Source organism: Pseudomonas sp. R151218B TE3479 (assembly GCF_053629195.1).
Genome location: NZ_JBRJHV010000001.1, coordinates 4,922,353 through 4,943,133 on the forward strand (window position 1 = coordinate 4,922,353; position 20,781 = coordinate 4,943,133).

Annotated in this window: 18 protein-coding genes; 9 read left to right on the top strand and 9 right to left on the bottom strand. The window is 58.6% G+C overall.

Annotated features, from left to right (window positions below; translation table 11 throughout):
• Nucleotides 1-159: 159 nt before the first annotated feature.
• Complete coding sequence (locus AB7M32_RS20945; protein ID WP_454251207.1) at nucleotides 160-1,554, bottom strand: aminotransferase-like domain-containing protein; 1,395 nt, start codon at nucleotides 1,552-1,554, stop codon at nucleotides 160-162.
• 133 nt (nucleotides 1,555-1,687) lie between these two features.
• Here AB7M32_RS20945 and AB7M32_RS20950 point away from each other — a divergent pair, with 133 nt between their 5' ends.
• The 5 genes from AB7M32_RS20950 (at nucleotide 1,688) to AB7M32_RS20970 (ending at nucleotide 6,874) form a co-directional block, all read left to right on the top strand.
• On the top strand, nucleotides 1,688-2,974 hold the full coding sequence (locus AB7M32_RS20950; protein WP_454251208.1) for a hydroxymethylglutaryl-CoA reductase, degradative: 1,287 nt from the start codon (nucleotides 1,688-1,690) through the stop codon (nucleotides 2,972-2,974).
• The gene (locus AB7M32_RS20955; RefSeq protein ID WP_454251209.1) at nucleotides 2,974-3,894 is read left to right on the top strand and encodes a hydroxymethylglutaryl-CoA lyase; all 921 of its coding nucleotides are present in this window, start codon (nucleotides 2,974-2,976) and stop codon (nucleotides 3,892-3,894) included. The genes AB7M32_RS20950 and AB7M32_RS20955 overlap by 1 nt, the downstream gene beginning before the upstream one ends.
• Before the next feature lie 61 nt (nucleotides 3,895-3,955).
• The gene (locus tag AB7M32_RS20960; protein ID WP_454251210.1) at nucleotides 3,956-4,432 is read left to right on the top strand and encodes a hypothetical protein; all 477 of its coding nucleotides are present in this window, start codon (nucleotides 3,956-3,958) and stop codon (nucleotides 4,430-4,432) included.
• Nucleotides 4,429-5,817, top strand: coding sequence for a tripartite tricarboxylate transporter permease (locus AB7M32_RS20965; protein ID WP_218190260.1), 1,389 nt, complete (start codon nucleotides 4,429-4,431; stop codon nucleotides 5,815-5,817). Before AB7M32_RS20960 ends, AB7M32_RS20965 begins: the two co-directional genes overlap by 4 nt.
• A 37-nt stretch (nucleotides 5,818-5,854) precedes the next feature.
• Entirely contained in the window at nucleotides 5,855-6,874 is a 1,020-nt protein-coding gene (locus tag AB7M32_RS20970) for an SMP-30/gluconolactonase/LRE family protein (protein WP_454251211.1), read from the top strand.
• Between the two features lie 136 nt (nucleotides 6,875-7,010).
• On the opposite strand, the gene tssI is transcribed toward AB7M32_RS20970, so the two are convergent.
• The gene (gene tssI / locus AB7M32_RS20975) at nucleotides 7,011-8,336 is read right to left on the bottom strand and encodes a type VI secretion system tip protein TssI/VgrG (RefSeq protein ID WP_454251212.1); all 1,326 of its coding nucleotides are present in this window, start codon (nucleotides 8,334-8,336) and stop codon (nucleotides 7,011-7,013) included.
• Nucleotides 8,337-8,478: 142 nt separating this feature from the next.
• Nucleotides 8,479-9,582, bottom strand: a complete 1,104-nt coding sequence (locus AB7M32_RS20980) for a polyamine ABC transporter substrate-binding protein (protein WP_158454878.1) — start codon at nucleotides 9,580-9,582, stop codon at nucleotides 8,479-8,481.
• Between the two features lie 138 nt (nucleotides 9,583-9,720).
• On the opposite strand from AB7M32_RS20980, the gene AB7M32_RS20985 reads away from it, so the two are divergent.
• Entirely contained in the window at nucleotides 9,721-10,512 is a 792-nt protein-coding gene (locus AB7M32_RS20985; RefSeq protein WP_454251213.1) for a response regulator transcription factor, read from the top strand.
• A 28-nt stretch (nucleotides 10,513-10,540) separates the two neighbouring features.
• Here AB7M32_RS20985 and argC read toward each other — a convergent pair whose 3' ends face one another.
• Nucleotides 10,541-11,470: an N-acetyl-gamma-glutamyl-phosphate reductase gene (gene argC / locus AB7M32_RS20990; RefSeq protein WP_454251214.1), complete on the bottom strand. Its 930-nt coding sequence runs from the start codon at nucleotides 11,468-11,470 to the stop codon at nucleotides 10,541-10,543.
• A gap of 113 nt (nucleotides 11,471-11,583) precedes the next feature.
• On the opposite strand from argC, the gene AB7M32_RS20995 reads away from it, so the two are divergent.
• Nucleotides 11,584-12,468 (top strand): LysR family transcriptional regulator, encoded by an 885-nt coding sequence (locus AB7M32_RS20995; protein ID WP_454251215.1) that lies wholly within the window; start codon nucleotides 11,584-11,586, stop codon nucleotides 12,466-12,468.
• 140 nt (nucleotides 12,469-12,608) lie between these two features.
• Nucleotides 12,609-14,468 (top strand): ABC transporter ATP-binding protein, encoded by a 1,860-nt coding sequence (locus tag AB7M32_RS21000; RefSeq protein ID WP_454251216.1) that lies wholly within the window; start codon nucleotides 12,609-12,611, stop codon nucleotides 14,466-14,468.
• A gap of 28 nt (nucleotides 14,469-14,496) precedes the next feature.
• Here AB7M32_RS21000 and AB7M32_RS21005 read toward each other — a convergent pair whose 3' ends face one another.
• A complete protein-coding gene (locus AB7M32_RS21005; protein ID WP_092165224.1) occupies nucleotides 14,497-15,015 on the bottom strand; it encodes a hypothetical protein in 519 nt (172 codons plus the stop codon).
• A gap of 164 nt (nucleotides 15,016-15,179) precedes the next feature.
• Nucleotides 15,180-16,715, bottom strand: a complete 1,536-nt coding sequence (locus AB7M32_RS21010; RefSeq protein ID WP_454251217.1) for an FAD-dependent oxidoreductase — start codon at nucleotides 16,713-16,715, stop codon at nucleotides 15,180-15,182.
• A 51-nt stretch (nucleotides 16,716-16,766) separates the two neighbouring features.
• On the opposite strand from AB7M32_RS21010, the gene AB7M32_RS21015 reads away from it, so the two are divergent.
• A complete protein-coding gene (locus tag AB7M32_RS21015) occupies nucleotides 16,767-17,264 on the top strand; it encodes a MarR family winged helix-turn-helix transcriptional regulator (protein ID WP_454251218.1) in 498 nt (165 codons plus the stop codon).
• A gap of 101 nt (nucleotides 17,265-17,365) precedes the next feature.
• On the opposite strand, the gene AB7M32_RS21020 is transcribed toward AB7M32_RS21015, so the two are convergent.
• The 3 genes from AB7M32_RS21020 to AB7M32_RS21030 form a co-directional block, all read right to left on the bottom strand.
• Nucleotides 17,366-17,809 (bottom strand): HIT family protein, encoded by a 444-nt coding sequence (locus tag AB7M32_RS21020; protein ID WP_454251219.1) that lies wholly within the window; start codon nucleotides 17,807-17,809, stop codon nucleotides 17,366-17,368.
• A 258-nt stretch (nucleotides 17,810-18,067) separates the two neighbouring features.
• Entirely contained in the window at nucleotides 18,068-18,469 is a 402-nt protein-coding gene (locus tag AB7M32_RS21025; RefSeq protein ID WP_454251220.1) for a response regulator, read from the bottom strand.
• On the bottom strand, nucleotides 18,466-20,649 hold the full coding sequence (locus tag AB7M32_RS21030; protein ID WP_454251221.1) for a PAS domain-containing sensor histidine kinase: 2,184 nt from the start codon (nucleotides 20,647-20,649) through the stop codon (nucleotides 18,466-18,468). The genes AB7M32_RS21025 and AB7M32_RS21030 overlap by 4 nt, the downstream gene beginning before the upstream one ends.
• Nucleotides 20,650-20,781 lie beyond the last annotated feature (132 nt).

Here is a 20,781-nt window from a genome sequence, read left to right on the forward strand (position 1 = left end):
CCGCCGGGGCTTGGCTTCGCGGGTCCGACAAGCTCTGAAGCGCTACGTGAAGCTGCCCTGAGTTAAAGATGGAGGGGATGACTTTCACGCTAAAGATGACAGCCCCCGAGGTGACAATGTCAGGCTCAATACGCGCATTTCCTGGTGAGGTTGGCTTCATCAATGCCCCCCGCCATCCACCTCCCACTGTTGCAGCGTGGACTTGAAGACAGGGTCGTTCAGATAAGCCACATTGAGTCTCGTCCATGGATTGATACGTGATTGCTCGGGCGAAAAAATGTGCCCGGGAGCGATCATGAAACCCTTCGGCAGCAGCAGCCGAGTCAACTCCCTGGCATCGTCGAAGTTAGGAAACCTGGCCCATAAATACAGGCTTTGCTCAGGACGACAGAACACGTCGGCCCCCATCTCATCCAACATTTCCAACGCTGCGGCAGTAGCCGATTTGACCCGCTCTTGAAGCCGAATCAAGTGCCTCAGGAAATGCCCCTCCATTAACACCACGTCGACCGTTCGCTCGCAAAGCTCGGAAGAACTGGTGTGCAGCAACATTTTCAGGTCGCCCAACTCATCGATAACCTCCTTGCTGCCAGCGATGAACCCCACTCTCAGGGCTGCGGAAACGGATTTCGAAAAACTCCCCACGTACAGCGAACGCTTCAGTTGGTCCAGTGCCGACACTCTGATGGCTGCGGCGGGCTTGAAGTCAGCCAATGCGTCATCGTCCACCAAAATGAAATCATGCTCCTGTGCCAATTGAACCAGTCGATGCGCCTTACCCGGCGAAATGTCAGACCCTGTCGGGTTATGGCCAACGGACTGCAGGAAAAACAGTTTCGGTTTATGCAGGCGCAGGTGTGCTTCTAGCGCATCAAGATCCGGGCCATCAGGCAAACGCGGCACAGACAGCATTCGCGCCCCCTGCAATTGCAGCTTGCCGAACAAAGGGTAATAGCCTGGATCCTCGACAAGTACCGTGTCCCCCGACGCAAGGAAGCGTCGGATGATCAGGTCCAGTCCATGATTCGCACCGTGAGTCGTGACGATTTGCCGAGGATTCGCGCTAATGGCGTAAGACGCCAATTTTTGCACCAGATGCTGGCGCAGGCTGGCATTGCCCAGGCGATTTCCGTACCTGAACAATGTGGTAACGCCCATCCGCATGATTTGCCGGGTGAACTTGTCCAGGCGCATGTCCATTAACCACTCTACGGGAGGGAATCCTTCCCCAAGAGGCGAATGCCCAGGCTCGCGGACGAATTGCTGGCGCATTAGCCAAATGGTATCCATCGCCCTGGCATAGGGCGGCGGTTCCTCGGGTTCGTAGGGACCGCTGGTGCCTTGTTTGACGAAAAAACCCTGCCCATGCCTGGCTTCAACCAAGCCTTGAGAGGCCAGCGCTTCATACGCCGTGATGACCGTATTTTTTGAATGGCCCAACAAACGCATGCATTCACGAAGTGACGGCAAACGGTCGCCCACACGATAAGTGCCGTCGTCAATCTGCGCTGCCAACGAAGCGGTGAGCTGTTGAGCCAAGGTCATTCTGCTCATGCTGAGAATCCCTCCAGTGCCAGCACCAAGGGTACAGCTTGGGTACTGTCTGTCCAAACTGTACCTTCTTTACAGGCACAGAGCGGAATAGTGTGACTGCAACTTAAAACAACAACCGCGACAGGATTTCCAGATGAGCATCGACTCTCGCCTTCCCAATTTTCGCAGCCTGACGCCTGCCGAGCGCCTCAATCACCTTCAAGACCTGCTCAACCTCCCGGCCGCTGACGTGGCCCTGCTTAGCGAGGAAGGCGCGCTCCCGCTCGAAATAGCCGATGGCATGATCGAGAACGTGATCGGCAAGTTCGAATTACCGTACGCCGTCGCCAGCAATTTCCAGATCAATGGCCGAGACGTGATTGTCCCACTGGTCGTGGAAGAGCCTTCAGTCGTTGCCGCTGCCTCTTTCATGGCCAAGCTTGCCCGGGACGCGGGTGGATTCCTGACGTCCAGTTCGCAACCGCTGATGCGCGCACAAGTTCAGATCGTGGACATTGAAGACCCCTTCAATGCCCGGCTCAGCCTCCTGCGTCGCAAGGACGACATCATTGAATTGGCAAACCGCAAGGATCAATTGCTCAATAAGCTAGGGGGCGGTTGTCGGGATATCGAAGTCCACACCTTTGCTCAAAGCCCGAGAGGCCCCATGCTCGTGGCTCACTTGATCGTGGACGTGCGTGACGCGATGGGGGCCAATACCGTGAACACGATGGCAGAAGCCGTCGCCCCGTTGATGGAGGAAATCACCGGCGGGAAGGTACGCCTGCGCATTCTCTCGAACCTCGCCGACTTGCGCCTGGCCCGTGCCCAGGTCCGTATTGCCCCAGCGTTGCTCACCACTGGCGCTTATAAAGGTGAGGACGTGATCGAAGGCATTCTCGACGCCTATAACTTTGCCGTCATCGACCCCTACCGTGCCGCGACCCACAACAAGGGCATCATGAATGGGATTGACCCGCTCATCGTCGCCACAGGTAACGACTGGCGTGCAGTGGAAGCGGGTGCTCACGCCTACGCTTGCCGCGATGGACACTACGGCTCGCTGACAACGTGGGAAAAAGACAGCAAAGGGAATCTGGTGGGCACTCTCGAAATGCCGATGCCTGTCGGGCTGGTCGGCGGTGCCACGAAAACCCACCCACTGGCGCAACTCTCCTTGCGCATTCTGGGGGTGAAAACCGCTCAGGAACTCGCCGAAATCGCGGTCGCCGTGGGCTTGGCACAAAACCTCGGCGCTTTGAGAGCCCTCTCTACGGAAGGCATCCAGCGTGGCCACATGGCGCTGCATGCACGAAATATTGCACTGTCAGCCGGCGCAAAAGGCGATGAAGTGACTTGGCTGGTCAAAGAGATGGTCGATGCACGGGACGTTCGCTCCGACAAAGCGGCGGAGCTTCTCAAGCAAAAGCGGGCCGAGTGATGAATAGCCATCTCGAACTGTCCGTTCGATTGGTGGAAGTCGGTGCCCGCGACGGCTTGCAAAACGAGAACCGGACGCTCGCCCCCGCCATACGAGTCGAGTTGCTTAAAAAACTCGCCAATGCGGGCCTGCGGACGCTGGAAGCCGGCGCATTTGTCTCAGAACGATGGGTGCCACACATGGCAGGATCAGGTGACGTCTTTAAAGCGTTGCCGGACCTGCCGGATGTCACCTGGACCGCGCTCGTCCCGAACGCTCGCGGACTGGAGGAAGCCCTGGCAGCAGGTTGCCGCGAGGTGGCGGTATTCGCCGCCGCTTCCGAGGCGTTCTCTCAAAAGAACATCAATTGCTCCATAGCCGAGAGCCTCGAGCGCTTTGAGGCAGTCATGGTGCGCGCCCGGGATGCCGGCGTCAGGGTGCGAGGCTATGTCTCGTGCGTGATGGGTTGCCCGTTCACAGGCCACGTTAAACCTGAAACGGTGGCTGCCGTGAGTGCCGCTCTCTACGGGATGGGCTGCTACGAAATCAGCTTGGGCGACACCATTGGAACAGGAACGCCCGCGGCCACCAAAGCGTTACTGGACGCCTGTACCCAGGTGGTTCCAGTGAACGCCTTGGCGGGCCATTTCCATGACACTTACGGGATGGCGATTGCCAACATCCATACCGCGCTGGGGATGGGTGTTCGTGTATTCGACAGTTCCGTGGCCGGGCTGGGTGGTTGCCCCTACTCCCCTGGCGCGACCGGAAACGTGGCCACTGAAGATGTGCTTTATCTGCTGAATGGCCTGGGGATCAAACACGGCGTCGACCTGGATGCCGTCGTTGACGCCGGGGAGTTCATTGACGCTCATCTGGGTCGTGAAACGGCGTCCAGGGTTGCGCGAGCGCTCTTGGCGAAACGACGACGAGAGGCCTGACTCCGCTACATTCCTTGATGTTAATAACAATAAAAGCTCGCAAGGGCAGTAGGAGAAATCCTTGAAATCCGATCTCTATGAATTATGGGGTGACACCGTAAACGGTCGTCACCTGATTTACGCCATTGCCATAGGCGCATCCGTCAGCCTGGGTGCTTTTTTCTTGGCCAAACACCTGCTCGTGGGGTGGGTAGACAATGTCCAAATGGCCAAGGCCTACGCCATGCTGGTGGGTATCGTCGGCTGCCTGATGGGGGGCGCCATCAGTGCAAAGCTCTTCAGGCCCAAGCGCAATGTGGTAGAGCACCAGGCAGATCCTGCGTGGCGAGCAAAGGTTTTAGCGGAATTACAGGACGAATTCGGAGACCTTGGAAACCTGTCGGATCTACCCGCAGAAACACTCGCTGAACTGCGTGAAATGGATCTTTATGAGCTGTTTGCAGAGTACGAGACACACCTCATCCGTCCCGCTAAAGCTCAAACAGACGCAACGGTAGCCCCGGTCGCTCCGATCCGGGCCAACGGTGGCCGGTCATGATGACCCCCCTGTTGGAGCAGATTCTCATTGCGTTCGGGATGGGCATATTAGGTGCAGTGATCTTCGCCGGGATTGGCCTCATTTCGGGCAGCGATGAAACCACCACCCTCGCCCCGCTCACCTTGCTCGTGGTGCTGTTGGGTGTACCTGCGCCCGGTGTCCTGACGTTCTTTCTCGCAGGTGCAGTGGCCAAACACATGACCCATGCCGTGCCCACGGCATTACTGGGCATCCCCGGCGACACCCTGGCAACGCCCCTGATGCGCGAGGCCAATTTCCTGCGCAACTTGGGCGTACCCCACGTCGCCCTGCGCAAGATGATTTCAGGCGCTGTGATCGCGGCGCTGATCGCAGTGCCCACGGCGGTGCTTTTCGCCGTGATGCTCGCGCCTTTTGGCGACACGATCAAACGCGCCGCCCCATGGGTCTTCCTGCTCGCTGCGATCGCCATTGCATGGTTTTCCAAGGGGCGGCTTGCGGCGGTGCTCGCGCTTGTCCCCTTCGTGATGGTCATCGTCGGTCTGCAAAGCATCACCGGACAATACGGCGTCAAGCTGAGCGTCAGCTACTTCCTCGGTATCGCCATTGGCCCGCTGATTGCCGCGCTCTTTTCAATGCTCGCCCCCGCTGAACGGGAGACGATGAGACGCCAGCAAGTGCGCACCTTCTCGCTGTCTGCGGATGTGCAAAGCTGGGGCGGTTTCTTCCCCAACCCGCTCAAGGTGCTGGACAGCAAACAGAGTCTGTGGACTGCAGTCACGGCCATTATCTCCAGTGCAACGTTCGTCTTCAGCCCCGTTGCGATGACCGTGATCATGGGCGAACTCGTCGGGTCACGGGTCAAGCATGTCTACCATCGGCTGACAACGGTGATCACGGCCCGTAACGGCGTCACTGAAGCGACTTACATCGCTGAAGCCTTGATCCCGCTGATCGCGTTTGGCTTGCCGTTGAGTCCGGTCGCCGCAGGGCCGGCCGCACCGCTGTTCAACGCCCCGCCTCGCTTCAGCGTTGACACCGCCACCGGGCAGGTCAACAACCTCCATACCCTGCTGAGCACGTGGGAGTTTCTGGGTTATGGGATGCTGGCGGTGATCGTGGCGATCCTCATTGCCTATCCCTTCACGATGAATTACGCCCACCGGGCAGCGTCCTTCGTCTCACGCAACATCAGTCACGAAGCGGTGATCTCGACGTTTGTCGGCCTGATTCTGGTGATCGGCATCTGGGAGGGCGGAGCACTCGGCTTACTGGTCATTGTCACCGTTGGCCTGCTGGGTGGTTTTCTATCGCGCTTCCTTGGCTTCAACATCGGCGTGCAATTCATGGGGTATTACACCGCTGTACTGACGGTGCCCGCCATTGTCGCCCTATTGAGCGTATGAGCCACTTCAACATAACAACAACACGAAGGTCACCAACATGCGCAAAAAACTCTTGGCTTCCCTGTGCCTGGCCTTCAGCGCTGGCATCTTACAAGCCCACGCGGACGCTATCCCCACCCTGAACTACCCGGCGGAGGGCCAGCAACTTCAGGCCATTGGATCACCAGAAAAAGAGTTGCCGACGGTGACAGCCGATCTGTGGATGAAGGTGGCCGACGGTCCTCTGCAACTGGAAGGTCCATCGTTCGACAGGGCCGGCAATTTGTTGTTTGTCGAGGTGTTCGGGGGGCAGGTTCTAAAGGTCGATCCCGACAAGAAACTCAGTGTCGTTGTGCCGAAAAACGCGCTGGGAAGTGCGGGACTGGCTATTCATAAAGACGGCAGATTGTTTGTGGCAGGGCTGGGTAATTTCAAAAATACCGGCAACCTGACAGCCTACAAACCGGACGGCTCAGGAAAGCAAGTCATCATCCCCGCAAGCAAAAACCATCTGGTGGATGACCTCGTTTTCGACAGCACAGGGGGATTTTATTTCACCGATTTCAAGGGTACATCGACTCAGCCCACCGGCGGCGTCTATTACGTCCCAGCTGGCGGCAAGACAATCGTCTCGATCCTGCCCAATCTCGCGATCGCCAACGGCATTGCGCTCTCTCCCGACGGCAAGACCCTTTGGGTCACTGAGTTCGCGACGGGGCTGCTGCACCGAATCGAACTGAAAGATGCCAAGACAATCGCTCCCTTCGGGGAAGCCGTTGTTTACCGGTTTAGCGGCCCATCACCTGACTCAATGCGTGTCGATCAAGATGGCAATCTGTACGTGGCCATGTACAGCCAAGGCCGCGTGCTGGTACTCAATCCTAACGGCTTGCCCATCGGCCAGATCTTGATTCCTGGGCGCGAAAAGGGCCACTTTCTTCGCTCAACGAGCATGGCGCTCAAGCCCGATACCAACGAGGTTTATCTCGTGAGCAACGACGGCAGTCTCGGCGAAGGCAGCGCTATTTTCAGAGCCAAAGGCTTTGCCAATGCTGCGAAACTGTACTCCCATCAATAGCGAAATCCCGGCGCATTCCATCATGGTAGCTGTGTCGGTTTTTCGATACCGAAAACTTGAATACAGAGCGCCGCACCAATCGAAAAGGTACGTCCGTGGAGCACTGAACAATGGCGAAAGCAGCGGCAAGCCCGCCTTAGCGACAACACAGGCAACCACTGATCAGTGGTTGATCGGGGTCGTTTTCATGAAATGTAACCATGACTTCCACGCCCATCCGCGGGGGCCCGATTTCACAACGCCAATCAGAGGGCCCCATCAGCCAACAACGACTCTTGTCGTCAAATCTGCCGTCGCGGTCCCAGGGGAACTTGACCTTGATCCTCCCCGAGCGCTCACCACTCAGGATCTCCTCGTCTTCTAAAGCGATCACTACAGCCGTTTGGTCGCTTGGCACCCGAGGCTTCTTGTGAGCCAACGACGGACGATAGGACACATTCCATGGAAGAACGATAAAGCGGTTGCGGTAACCCTGATGGAAGTCACCTTCGGGCGCAGTGTTGCCACTGGCGACATCCTCATTCAACACCTGTGGTTGCCGGCCTTCGTGGATGACCTGGGTGAGTAGCCACAGGGCGTTCCACTCCTGGCGCGGATGGCCTGAGATTTCCAGCACGTGGCCGCTGACTAACCGAGTCTGGTCACTCTGCCCTTCGGCTTGACGATAAGCCGCATGACGACGCTCCATAGTACGAAGACGTATCTGCTTGCCGTACTCATGACCGGTGAAGCGCTCCAGCTTGTCATCGTCTTCAATGCCCAACTGTTCGACATCATCGTTGCGGTGCGAGACACGACGGGTGAGCTGTCCCAGGCGCAGGTTGATGCGCTTGATCAGTGGCTCGTTGGTCACCCTATCGCACTCTTGCCCGTAGGCAGTGGGCTGCCCGATCCCGGGAAAAATCGCCTGATCGTCACCAAAGACCAGCACGTGGCCTTGAATACTGTGCTGGAAGTGAAAGTGGATACCCTCTTCTTCGCACAAGCGCTGGATAAAGTGCAAATCCGTTTCGCCGTACTGGGTACAGTAATCACGCTCTGGGTAGGTCGCCCCCAGGTGAAACCGATAGGCGTCGCCCAGAATGCCATGCTCTTCCAGTATCAAGGCGACGATTTTCGGCACCGAGAACTGTTGATAGATCCTCCGGTTGATGCGGTGCCGCAAGTAGGACAGGTGCGGTACGAGGGCCAGGCTGTAATGTGTCGGACCCTGGCCATGACCGTTTTGTGCGATGTGGTAGACCCGTCCATGAATGCCGTTGCCCTTCGCGTCTAACGTCAGAAAAGCCTCTTTGTCGAAGAGGCTTTCGAGAGCCAGGTCTGACCGCTCGCTAACACACTCCACGTTGAAGAGATAAGACCTGCTGATCCCCTCTTCTCCAGTGAATGCGAGCACTTGAAAATCGTGCGCGACACCGTTGATGGTCAAACTGAACTGCGTTTGATTGGCTGGGCTGAACATCCGCTGTTCTCTTTTTACATAAGGCGGCGCAATGGCCCGGAAGACACCGGACTGTTAATTTGCAGGTATTAGTTGACCGGCCCAGCGCCCCTGTATATCGACGTTTATGTCTTACTTGCCAGACATTCAAATCAAAGCCCGATCACACACCACTCTTCACTTTGGTCCAGATCCGCGTGCGGATGCGCTCCAGTTTCAATGGCAGTGGTTCAAGCGGAATAAGTGTAGCGATCGTTTTTTTGTCGGGATAAATCCAGGGATTGTCTCGCAGCTTCTGCTCGACAAACTCGGCGGCATCCTTGTTTGCGTTGGGGTATAGCGTGTGGTTGGAGGTCTTGGCGATAATTTCCGGTCGCAACATATAATTGATGAACGCCATGCCTTCCTTGGGATGAGGCGCATCTTTTAGCAAAACCAGATTCTCCGACCAGGACAGCGCGCCTTCGCGAGGAAGACTGTAGGTAATCTTGCGTCCCGTGTTGGCCTTCTCGTTGATGGCCTGTGCCGCCAGGGCACCATTGGCCCATCCCACCACTGCACAAATATTGCCGTCAGCCAGGTCGGCGTCGATTCTGGAAGAGTCGAAATAAAGGACATAAGGCCGGATTTTCAACAGCAGGGCTTGAGCTTTCTGATAATCATCCGGGTTCTTGCTGTTGCTAGGGAGTCCAAGGTAATTCAAGGCAATCGAAATGATCTCGCTTGGCGAGTCAAGCATTGCCACACCACACGACTGTAGCTTACTGATGTTTTCTTCTTTGAAGATCAGATCCCAGCTATTTACCGGAGCATTGTCACCCAATGCCGCTCTGACTTTGTCAACGTCATAACCAATGCCAGTAGTGCCCCACAAATAGGGTACCGCGTAGCGGTTACCAGGATCATTGACCGCGAGTTGGGCCAGGATGTCAGGATCGATATGTGAAAAGTTACTCAGTTGATGACGATCCAAAGGCTGGAGGACTCCCGCCTGGATCAGGCTTGGCAACACATTGGAAGTCGCCACGACCACGTCATACCCGGTGCGCCCGGCCATGACCTTGCTCTGCATGATTTCTGCGCTGTCGAACGCATCCATATGCACGCGCGTGCCAGTTTCCTGCTCAAACTCCTTTGGCGTCTGCGGCGCAAGCAACCCGAACCAGTTATACAGATAGACCCCGGGCTCTACAGCCGCCGCTGAAGTGCTTATCCCGGCACAGAGAAGCGAGGCCGAAAAAATGGTTCGCAAATGTGACTTTCTCATGCAACATCCTTGTCAAGACGATATGCCCTCATGGCTATCGTAAACCCTGGCAGCGAATATACCGGGTGTTACCGAATAGTAAATACCTACGAATACTTACCTTTGACCTGCGAGTTCCTAACCCTAAAGGGGTAGAAAATGCCGTTTGACCTCCATAGCCTGGCTTGGCATCGATCGATTGGGAAGCTGATCATGCAGCTGAATCGTCCAGATTTCTGGAGTTCCCTGGTTCGCACATTAAATGAATATGTACAGATCGATAATTGGGTTGTATTGATTTTCAGCAATCAACACGTGCAGGTCGTCAGCCTTCCTGAGGTAGCCGATGCCGAAGAAGTCGACGCATTCACTCATCGCTATGTGAAAGGTCTTTACTTGCTGGATCCGTTTTATATAGCCAATCGGGAAAACCCGCAGAGTGGCTTCTTCCACCTATTGGACATTGCCCCGGAATACTTTCTTGAAACCGAGTATTACCATCAGTATTTTGCCCAATACATCTCCATGGATGAGGCACAGTACAATGTCCAGCTCGACCCCGACCGAACGTTATGCATTTCCATCGGCAGCAAAAGCCGCTTTAGCCAAGAGCAAATAACCATCCTTGACATTATCAAGCCGTGGGTAATTGCCTTGATGCATCAGCGCATGGGTTTTGAAATTGATGTTGAGAAAATGCTGACCGAGCCGCCGCTGTGGCCAGAGACGGTCAATCAACTTGGCACACAAATTACCGCACGCGAAAGTGACGTACTCCGCTTATTACTCAGCGGCTTCTCCAATAAAGAAATAGCCGGAAAACTGTCCCTTTCGGCGGAGACCGTAAAAGTTCACCGCCGCAACATTTATGCAAAGTTAAATATCAAATCACAATCTGAACTGTTTGCTCGATTTTTCATGCCAAAACAGAATATTGCCGCTACTCATTGAAGTCAGAGCATCACGCTGATTGGCGCGGTCATGCGCCTGCCAGCATCAGGTCCAGATTCTGTACCGCCGCGCCAGCGGCGCCCTTACCAAGATTGTCAAATACCGCAGCCAGCAAAACCTGCCCAGTCTCATCGCTCTCAAACACCGACAATCGCAAATCATCTGTCCCGTTAAGCGCTTGAGGATCAAGGGACGTCAACTCTTTAGCTTCCTGCATCGACATCACGTGTACATGGCGCGCATCGGCGTAGTGCTGGGTCAGACACGCATGCAACTGCACCGCGCTCACGCCAGGCGCCAACAACCGGGTTTGCACAGGTATGGTCAGCACGATCCCCTGCCGAAAAGCGCCATAAGCCGGCACAAACATCGGCCGTTCCGTCAGACCGCTTTGCTGCTGGATCTCCGGAATATGCTTGTGTGCCAGTCCCAGCCCATAAACCTGAAACGCCGACGCCTGCGATGCGCCCTCCTCCTCATATTCTTGTACGCCAGCACGCCCTTTTCCGGAATAGCCCGACACGGCGTAAATATTCATCGGGTAGTCCGTGGGCAGCAGTCCAGCCTCCAGCAGCGGGCGTAGCAGCCCTATTGCTCCCGTAGGATAGCAACCGGGATTGCTGACCCGCCGCGCCGTGGCGATTCGCCTGGCCTGCTGCGAACTCATCTGCGCGAAACCGTAGACCCAGTCTGGATGGGTACGGTGCGCGGAACTTGCATCGATCACACGTACGGCCGGGTTTTTGATGCTCGCTACCGCGTCGAGCGCAGCCGGGTCGGGCAAGCAAAGAATTGCGATGTCGCAGTGATTGATGGCTTCAGCGCGGCGCTGCGGATCCTTGCGATATTCGGCGCTGAGGGTAAGAAGCCGCAGATCGCTCCGGTCGCGCAGGCGTTGATGGATTTGCAACCCGGTGGTGCCTTGGTCGCCATCGATGAATACTAGGGGATTTGCCATGGCATGCTCTCGAACATTGAAATTCAGGACTCCAATGTTCAGCTAGGCGCTAAGATAGGAAAAGTTGAATTTATTAACGCTGAGATTCAGCTTTTCTGAACAAGGGCTCACATATGCGGGAAATCAGCCTGGACCGGCTGCGCACGTTGGTGGCGATTGCCGACCTGGGATCGTTTGCCGAAGCCGCGCGTGTGCTACACCTTGCGCCACCCACTGTCAGCCTGCATATCGCCGACCTGGAGTCGCGAGTGGGCGGCAAGCTCTTGTCGCGCACACGTGGGCGCGTTCAGCCTTCAGCAATAGGGAGCACTCTGGTGGAGCGGGCGCGGCGCCTGTTGGCGGATGCGGAGCAAGCGCTTGAGGACGTGGAGCGTCAGGTACAAGGATTGGCCGGACGTGTGCGGCTAGGCGCCTCCACCGGGGCCATCGCACAGTTGCTGCCGAACGCCTTGGAAACGTTGAGCCATCGCCACCCCGCTATCGATGTGCAGGTCGCGGTGCTCACCTCCCAGGAAACCTTGAAGAAGCTTGCCGAGGGCTCCTTGGAGATCGGTCTGGTCGCGCTGCCGCAGTCGCCGGTGAAAGGCTTGCGGGTCGAGCCGTGGCGACGGGACCCGGTCATGGCCTTCTTGCCGGCTCGCTGGGAATGCCCGGATACCGTGACACCCGGTTGGCTGTCCGCTCAGCCGTTGATTTTGAATGACACCACCACTCGCCTTTCGCGCTTGACGTCGGAGTGGTTCGCCAGTGACGGCCGACAGCCTGTGCCGCGCATTCAACTGAACTACAACGAGGCGATCAAAAGCCTGGTGGCGGCTGGATATGGTGCGACGCTGTTGCCCCATGAGGCCTCCACGCCATTGCCCGATACCCGGATCGTCATGCGGCCATTAAAGCCCTTGTTGTGGCGTCAACTGGGTATCGCCCACCGCAGTCAGGATATCGAGCAGCCTACGCAACATGTGCTGGATGTGTTGTGGGAGTTGAGTGCGCAGTGATGCCCCCCAAATGCTTCGAACTTTGCCGTCGCCAAAGAGACTACCTGAGAGTGCCAGTACCACCGGTGGTCGTGGTGCCACATAACCCTCAAAGCAGCCTTTAGTGACAGAATCCCCAATCGATCGTTTCGGAGACCCCCATGCTTCGCGTATTTGAACAAAGGCTCGACCCTTTCCCGCCCGACGAGGTACCGCCGCCGCCCGAAGGCCTGGCTCGGTTTCTCTGGGCCTGCACACGGGGCGCCCGCGGTTATATCCTCGCGTTTGCGCTGCTCAGCGCCGGTGTGTCGATCTATGAAGCCTGGCTGTTTTCCTTCCTCGGCCAAGTCGTGGACCTGCTCTCGACCTGGCAGGCCGGCGGTGAGGCGGCGGCACAGGAAAGTCGCGTGCTGTGGGGCATGGGCCTCGTCATGCTGGCCAGCATCGGGCTGGTAGCGTTGCGTACCATGGTGCAGCACCAGGTATTGGCGATCAATCTGCCGTTGCGGCTGCGTTGGGACTTTCACCGCCTGATGCTGCGGCAAAGCCTGTCGTTTTTTTCCGACGAGTTCTCTGGCCGGGTCACCACCAAGGTGATGCAGACTGCGCTGGCCGTGCGTGACGTGCTGTTCACACTGATCGAGATCGCCCCCGGAATCGGCGTGTATTTCATCGCGATCATCGCATTGGCCGGTGGCTTCGCCCTGAAACTGATGCTGCCTTTCGTGGCCTGGATCGTGCTGTTCGGGCTGGCCATGCTCTACTTCGTGCCCCGCCTGGGGAAAGTCGGACAGGAACAGGCCAATGCGCGCTCTTCGATGACCGGACGTATCTCGGACGCCTACACCAACATCACGACCGTGAAGCTGTTCTCCCACTCCAATCGTGAAGCGCACTTCGCCCGCGCGGCCATGGAGGATTTCAAACAGACCGGCTTTCGCCAGATGCGTCTGGTCAGCCAATTCGAGATCGTCAACCAGGCGTTGGTGGTGGGGTTGATCATGGCGGCAGGCGGTTATGCCCTTTGGCTGTGGCACCAGGGCGACGTCGGCGCCGGTGCCGTGGCGGCGATCACCGCCATGGCGTTGCGTATCAACGGCATGTCGCACTGGATCATGTGGCAAATGACCTCGCTGTTCGAGAGCATCGGCACCGTGCAGGATGGCATGGCCACCCTTACCCGCGGTCCCAAGGTGCAGGATGCGCCGGACGCGGGGGTGCTGGTGACCTCCGGCGGAGCGGTCACCTTCGACAATGTGAGCTTCAACTACAATGGCGAACGCCAGGTGCTCGATGGCTTGAGCCTGGACATTCGCCCAGGCGAGAAAATCGGCCTGGTGGGCCGCTCCGGCGCGGGCAAATCCACGCTCATCAACTTGCTGCTGCGCTTCTATGATGTCGACAGCGGGCAGATCCGCATTGACGGGCAAGACATTGCGCACGTGACGCAAGACAGCCTGCGCAGCGCCATCGGCATGGTCACCCAGGATACGTCCCTGCTGCACCGCTCCATTCGCGACAACATCGCCTATGGCCGACCCGATGCCAGCGACGCACAAATCCGCCGTGCCGCGGCCAATGCCCAGGCCGATGAGTTCATCAGCCAACTGAGCGACCGCCAGGGCCACACCGGCTACGACACCTTGGTAGGCGAGCGCGGCATCAAGCTGTCGGGCGGCCAGCGCCAGCGCATCTCGATTGCCCGAGTGATGCTCAAGAATGCCCCGATCCTGCTCCTTGACGAGGCGACCAGCGCGCTGGATTCGGAAGTCGAAGTGGCCATCCAGGAAAGCCTCGATGAAATGATGCAGGGCAAAACCGTCATCGCCATCGCCCATCGGCTGTCCACGATTGCGGCAATGGATCGACTGATCGTCATGGATGATGGACGCATCATCGAACAGGGCACCCACACCGAATTGCTCGCCAAGAACGGTATCTATGCGCGGCTGTGGCACCATCAAAGTGGCGGGTTCCTGGGTGAGGATCGGTGGGTGGGCGAGGCGATGGATCAGGTATGAGCGTGGATGGCCCGGGGGACAACGCGACTTACCTTTTCTCGACCAATCGCAGCGACTGTGCCCCCTCCAGCGATAGGTGAATCACAGCAGCCCTGCTCGGGAAGTTCGGCGCATCGTCATCGGTATTTTCCATCACAGGAATATCGATCAGGGTCTGCTCACCCGTCGGGTCGCTGACCAGCCTGGCATCCAGTTTGTCGATGGCACGCCAGCTGTCGCCCCCGATGCGCATAACATCCAACAGGCTGTAGTGCGGCACGCCTTCTTCGTTTTCTTCGGGCGTAAAGGCCGCCAGGTATTGGCTGTAGTTGTTGCCCATACCGAAACCCTCGATGGTGAAGACCGCGAGGGTGACCTGGCTGTCCTCGCCAGTGTCCAGCGTCTGCACCAGCGTCGCTTCTGGGTAGCCGGTGGCATAGCTGTCCTTGATGAGCGCGACCAAGTGCCCGATCTGTGCTTCCAGGGCTTTCGGCACAGGTTTCGATTCAGCGGCGTGAGTCAGGGTACAGGTGAAAAACAAGGCAGCGGTCAGCAGGCGCAATTTCATGAAAGTGAATGTCCAGGGGCGTCGGGAGGTCTGCGCGCAATGGTAGCGGTTGGCAAGGGATTTGGTAGCCCATTGTTGATCGGTCTTGTGGTGAGGTGCACAACCTTGGATGTGGTTGTGCACCCTGCGCTTGCAGGCTCAGCGGTCGGGCTGATTCTTGGACCTCATACCCCTGAAATCCCCTCGATAAGCCCGTCCAACTCGACGAGGGCCAGCCCTACCCTTTCGAGATAGCGCTCAAGCGCCTCACCCTCCCAACCAGATACGAACGCACCGATGTACCCGTCGGGACGAACGAGAACCCAATCCCCCAACGCGGGTTGGTAGGCGTCACGAAAATGTCCTTGATCATCCTGGATATCGCCGTCCGGGCCGACGACATGAATGTGCAGCCCTTGGCGAGGACGCACTGCACCGCGCTTCGTGCCATAGCCGAGCAGTGTCCAGTGCGCCCCCCGGAACAGATCGAACAACCGTTGTGGCATACCCGCCACCCCGCGCACTGGCGCGTCCGGCGCACGATCACCGGCCAATGGGCCGCATGTGCGGTTGGGTTGCTCAAGAGCGAGCGTGGAGTCGGGATAGCCAATGTCGAGTTGGTGCACCTCCCGCCCACGGCGCATGTCGCCACGCTGGTGCGCGCCCAGCAGTTTGGTGGAAAGGCCCAACATCGCCGCGGCGACCGGGCGGCGTTCTTGTTCGTAACTGTCGAGCAGCATCGCCGGCGCGCCATTGACCACCGCCGCCAGCTTCCAGCCCAGGTTGTAGGCATCCTGCACGCTGGTGTTAAGGCCTTGGCCGCCTGTGGGTGGATGGATGTGTGCGGCATCGCCGATGAGAAACGTTCGGCCGACCCGGTATTGATCGGCCAACCGTGCGTTCATGGTGTAGGCCGATGCCCAGGACACCGATTGGATATGGATGTCCTCGCGACCAGTGCGCTGTGCGACCAGGGCCGTCAGCGCTTGCGCATCCAGGTCGATTTCAACGTCTAGGCCAATCGGCGCCTGGATCTGGAACAGGTCGGTCCCGGCCAAGGGGCACAAAAACATCTGACCCTGCATGTCGCCGTCGCCAAAACGATGCCAACGATCCCGCGACAGGCCCGTTGCCAGGACATCGGCCACAACGGCGCGAATGCCCAGCGTCTCGCCCGGAAAGCCAATACCCAACGCATGTCGGATGAAACTGCGGCCGCCATCGGCCCCGACGAGCCAGCGCACCCGGAGCGTTTCCTCACCGGCCTTACCGGCCAGTCGGGCACCGACGCCATCGGCATCCTGTTCGAACCCCACCAGTTCGCAACCAAACTCCGGCCGGTGGCCCAATTCGAGCAGACGTTCGCGCATGACCTGTTCCGTCAGCCATTGCGGCACCATCAACGGCGACTGATGAGGCTCCGCTGGCGTGGGGGAGTTTTGCTCGATGCTGACAGCATCGGTGAAACTGCCGTCGTCGCGATATCGACGCACAGTCGGGTAGACTCCTCCCACTGCGACGATTCGGTCGAGGATTCCCATGTCCTCGAATATTTCCTGGGTCCTGGGCTGTATGCCCTTGCCGCGCGAGCCGTTGAACGGCTGGTCTGCCTTTTCGATCAGGCGAAAGGGAACTCCCCTCCTCGCCAACTCGATGGCCATCGCCAGACCGGCCGCGCCCGCACCGCAAATCAATACCTGGATTTCGGATTGCTCTTTCATGACGACCCCATATATGTGCAATACGCACATATTTAAGATGGAGCGGGAACAGTGTCAACAGAAAATGTGCAGAACGCACATATTAATGCCCAACTTCGCGAGCTTCACGGGGCCCTGATGGAAATCGTCGGGGTGATGAACCGACCCCAGCGCGACGAAGCCATGGTTCGGGAAGCCGGAATATCCCTGGATCGCGCCCTGTTTCCGTTGCTGGTCTCGGTGGAGCGGCTTGGCCCGATCGGTGTCGGTGAATTGGCCGATCGCGTCGGGCGCGACTACACCACGGTCAGTCGGCAGGTGTCGAAACTCGAGAGCCTGGAGTTGGTCACTCGCCAGGAAAGTACCGCCGACCGCCGGGTACGCAAGTCGGTCATCACGCCAAAAGGCAAGGCGATGACCGATCGCATCGACGAGGCGCGTGCACGGATAGGGCGAGCCATTTTTGCCACATGGGATGAAGCGGATATAGCGAACCTGGTACGGCTCATGTGCAAGTTTGCCAACGACATCAAGGATGACACGCTGACAGGCACCCGGGACCGGGCTTGAGACCAGGCTTACCTGGCTCGAACCTGATCGAGTTGATCCGCAGCAACCAGGGGCACGGGAACTGATACGGCCCGTGCCCCTTCGCAGGATCTTGCTCGGCGTCAGGCCCCTGAGCGAATGCGCTCGACCAGGCGAGCCTGGAGTTTTTCCAGTTCCTCGGGATCGGCCTTGCCCCGGCCATGCACACCCGGCTCTTCACCTTCCCAGCGAGGAATGATGTGCATGTGAATGTGAAACACCGTTTGCCCGGCCACGGCGCCATTGAACTGCGCAACCTGGACCCCGTCCGGCTGCAACTCGTCCACGATGATGCGCGTCAGGCGCTGTACGGCAGACATCATCGCGCCCAGGACAGCGGGCTCGACTTCGAGGATGTTGCGTGCCTGGGAGGCTTTGGGGATGACCAGGACATGGCCGCGCGATTGAGGAAAGATATCCAGGAAGGCCAGCACATCGGTGTCTTCGTAAATCTTGTAGCACGGCGCATCGCCGCGAAGGATCAGCGCAAAGATGTTCTGCGGATCGTAATGACCGTGGAGACTCATGTTCACTCCTTGAATGGGTTTGGAGACGTAGGTTGCCGGTAAGAGATTTAGCACAGTCCAGCGGCAACGTCTCGTAGAGGCCTGCTTGAACGTCAGCGCTGTGCTTGCTGGGGAGGGTGTCGTTCCGTTGGTATCGGTGCTGGAGGCCGGGACCGCTATCGCGAGCAAGCTCGCTCCCACAGGGGATTTGTGGGGGGCACTCAATAACAGTTCGCCGCCGGCCATTGTGGGAGCGAGCTTGCTCGCGATGGCGGCGAGTCAGTGGGCATCAGGGCTGAAGGTCGGGGCGCTTTCGCGGGCCTCCTTCAGCGTCACGGCCATTTTCTGCTGCAATTCACTTTCCGAAAACGGCTTGTGCAGAACCGGCCGCGCGGCGTACTCGGCCGGCAGCCCGCTGGCGCCGTATCCGGTGCTGAATAGAAAGGGGATCTGGCGACTGCGAAGAATATCGGCCACCGGGAACACACGCTCGCCGGCCAGGTTGACGTCCAGGATCGCCAGGTCCGCCTGCACCGAGCCGGCGATGTCACATGCAGCGGCGAGCCGGGCGACCGAAGCCACCACTTCGCATCCGAATTCTTCCAGCATTTCCTCGATCAACAGGGCAATCGCGCCTTCGTCTTCGACGACCAGCACCCGGGTTCCAGCCAATGGGCTCATGCCCCGTGCGCTCCAATCAGGAACGAAAAGCGGCAGCAAACGCCCTGTGGGGCATAGGTGAGGTCAAACGTGCCACCCAGGTCGCGCTCGATGCAGCGCTTCATCAGGCGCGAACCCAGCCCTTCCCGTTCCGGCGGGGATACCAGCGGCCCTCCACGCTCCTGCCAGTCGAGGGTCAGCCATGTTCCGTCCGCTTGGGTCTGCAAGTGCCAGGTGACAGCAAGCGTCCCCGTCTCGACCGACATGGCCCCGTACTTGAGCGCATTGATCGCCAATTCATTGAGGGTCATCGTCAGGTTGAGCGCCACGCGGGTGCCGACGTCCACGCAAGCGCCCTCGATCACGACACGGCCAGGCTCATGCCCAAAGACCGGCAGCAGCACTTCATGGGCCAGGGTGTCGAGTGGCGTCTGCCCCCAATGGCGCTTGGTCAAGAGGTCGTGTGCACGCGACAATGCCAACAGCCTGGCTTCGAAACGCCTGTAGCCGTCCTTCGCATCCTCGGCATTGCGCGCGGTCTGGGCCGCCAGCGATTGCACCGTGGCCAGGGTGTTCTTGACCCGGTGATTGAGCTCATCGATCAGCGTTTTCTGCCGGTTCTCCGCCTGTTTTCGTTCGGAAATATCGACCAGCATGTTGATGGCGCCCACCAGGTTTCCATCAGCGTCATGCAAAGGCGTGGGAAACGGCGTGAACGGTACATGGCTGCCGTCCGGCCGCTCTGCGATGGCCTCGACGCCGCGTATCGGCCGGTTTTCCTTCAGCGCCACCGCCATCGGGCATTGATCGTGGGCAAGCGCGGTGCCGTCCGTGTTGAACAGCTTCCAGGTCACACACCACATGTCGCCCAACTGCGGGGTGCGCCCCGACAGTTCGACAGCGGCGCGATTGTAGAACGTGATGCGCCCTTCGGCGTCGGTGGTGTACACCGCGGCAGGCAATGCTTCGAGCAGATTGCGCATGTGCCGTTCGCTTTCGCGGATCTGGTTTTCCATCCGCCGTGCCAGCGTGACGTCCTGCAGCACCCGCACGCCATAACGAAACGTGCCGTTGGCGTCCCTCACCGACGAGCTGTGGATGTCGAGGTAGACCACCTCGCCATCGGGCTTCAGGGCGCGCTTGCGCAACACGTAGTTATCCAGTTCACCGGCCACCTGGCGGGCGTACAACTCCGCATCCTGCGCGATGCAGTCTGGGTGGGTGTAGTCCAGGAATGTCATCGAGAGGAGTTCCTCCCGCGACCGGCCCAGCATGTTGCACAGGGCGTCGTTCACCCGGAGCAAGCGACCGTCGATATCGGCCTCGGAAATCCCGACGGTCACCGCCTCGTAGGTCGCTGAAAGCCGATCATCGCTGTCCTGGCGTGCCGCCTCGGCCGCGTGGACACAGCTCCTGTCGATGGTGAAGCAACGGGTGTTGAAAAGCTTTCCGTCCTCGAAGCGCCCGTTCGAAGTGATGGTGACATGCTTGATCGAGCCGTCTTTGGCCCTCAGCCGCGCCGGATAACTCTCCAGGCAGTCACCACTGCTCAGCTTGGTGAGGATATCGCCGATAACCGGTTCGTCGACATGAAACTCGGTGATGTGCCGCCCGATGTATTCCTCTGCCGGATACCCCAGCAGCGCCAGCTCCGCCTTGTTGGCGCGCAGGATGATGCCCTCGCCACTGACGATATGCAGGCCCACGGCGCTGTTTTCGAAAAAGTCTTCCAGGTCGGCACTCTTGCGCCGAAGCTCCTCGGCCATGGCATGGTGCGCCGAAACATCCTGGAAACAGTTGATCACTCCTTGAATGACGCCCCAGTGATCCCGGAGGACCCGGATGTTCATCAGCGCCACGAACCGCGAGCCATCCGGGCGTTGGATAATCACTTCCTGGTTGCGCGGCGCAATGCCTGTATTGAGCGCCGAGGCCGTCGGGCAGTGTTCGAATGCCAGCGGCGTGCCAGCGGCCAGGAACAATCGATGGGCGCCGCAAAAACGGTCGCCGTTCTCTCCAAGTGCTGGAGCCCTTCCCCACAGCTCGGCCGCCTCGCTGTTGTACCGCACGAGCCAGCCCTGGTGATCGCAGAGGTACACCGCACCGGGAATGGCATCGAGCGCGCTCGTTCCCATTGCGATCAAGCTTTCGTATTCGCTCGGCGCATGGGTTTGCGTGGGTAGCTCTTCAATGTTCGACATCAGTCATCCTCAAACCGCCTGGCTGAAACACCCTCGCTGTCCTTCGCCCCAGTACATCGCCTGGGTCAGTGGTTCCAGCTCGCAGAAATCCCTTTTAAAGGCCGATACGGCGACTGTTCGCAGGGCTTCAAT

Bases quoted from the DNA above. Each gene is read 5' to 3' on its own strand.
- AB7M32_RS20945 (WP_454251207.1), bottom strand. From the start codon at position 1,554: ATGAGCAGAATGACCTTGGCTCAACAGCTCACCGCTTCGTTGGCAGCG.
- AB7M32_RS20950 (WP_454251208.1), top strand. From the start codon at position 1,688: ATGAGCATCGACTCTCGCCTTCCCAATTTTCGCAGCCTGACGCCTGCC.
- AB7M32_RS20955 (WP_454251209.1), top strand. From the start codon at position 2,974: ATGAATAGCCATCTCGAACTGTCCGTTCGATTGGTGGAAGTCGGTGCC.
- AB7M32_RS20965 (WP_218190260.1), top strand. From the start codon at position 4,429: ATGATGACCCCCCTGTTGGAGCAGATTCTCATTGCGTTCGGGATGGGC.
- AB7M32_RS20970 (WP_454251211.1), top strand. From the start codon at position 5,855: ATGCGCAAAAAACTCTTGGCTTCCCTGTGCCTGGCCTTCAGCGCTGGC.
- tssI (WP_454251212.1), bottom strand. From the start codon at position 8,336: ATGTTCAGCCCAGCCAATCAAACGCAGTTCAGTTTGACCATCAACGGT.
- AB7M32_RS20980 (WP_158454878.1), bottom strand. From the start codon at position 9,582: ATGAGAAAGTCACATTTGCGAACCATTTTTTCGGCCTCGCTTCTCTGT.
- AB7M32_RS20985 (WP_454251213.1), top strand. From the start codon at position 9,721: ATGCCGTTTGACCTCCATAGCCTGGCTTGGCATCGATCGATTGGGAAG.
- argC (WP_454251214.1), bottom strand. From the start codon at position 11,470: ATGGCAAATCCCCTAGTATTCATCGATGGCGACCAAGGCACCACCGGG.
- AB7M32_RS20995 (WP_454251215.1), top strand. From the start codon at position 11,584: ATGCGGGAAATCAGCCTGGACCGGCTGCGCACGTTGGTGGCGATTGCC.
- AB7M32_RS21000 (WP_454251216.1), top strand. From the start codon at position 12,609: ATGCTTCGCGTATTTGAACAAAGGCTCGACCCTTTCCCGCCCGACGAG.
- AB7M32_RS21005 (WP_092165224.1), bottom strand. From the start codon at position 15,015: ATGAAATTGCGCCTGCTGACCGCTGCCTTGTTTTTCACCTGTACCCTG.
- AB7M32_RS21010 (WP_454251217.1), bottom strand. From the start codon at position 16,715: ATGAAAGAGCAATCCGAAATCCAGGTATTGATTTGCGGTGCGGGCGCG.
- AB7M32_RS21020 (WP_454251219.1), bottom strand. From the start codon at position 17,809: ATGAGTCTCCACGGTCATTACGATCCGCAGAACATCTTTGCGCTGATC.
- AB7M32_RS21025 (WP_454251220.1), bottom strand. From the start codon at position 18,469: ATGAGCCCATTGGCTGGAACCCGGGTGCTGGTCGTCGAAGACGAAGGC.
- AB7M32_RS21030 (WP_454251221.1), bottom strand. From the start codon at position 20,649: ATGTCGAACATTGAAGAGCTACCCACGCAAACCCATGCGCCGAGCGAA.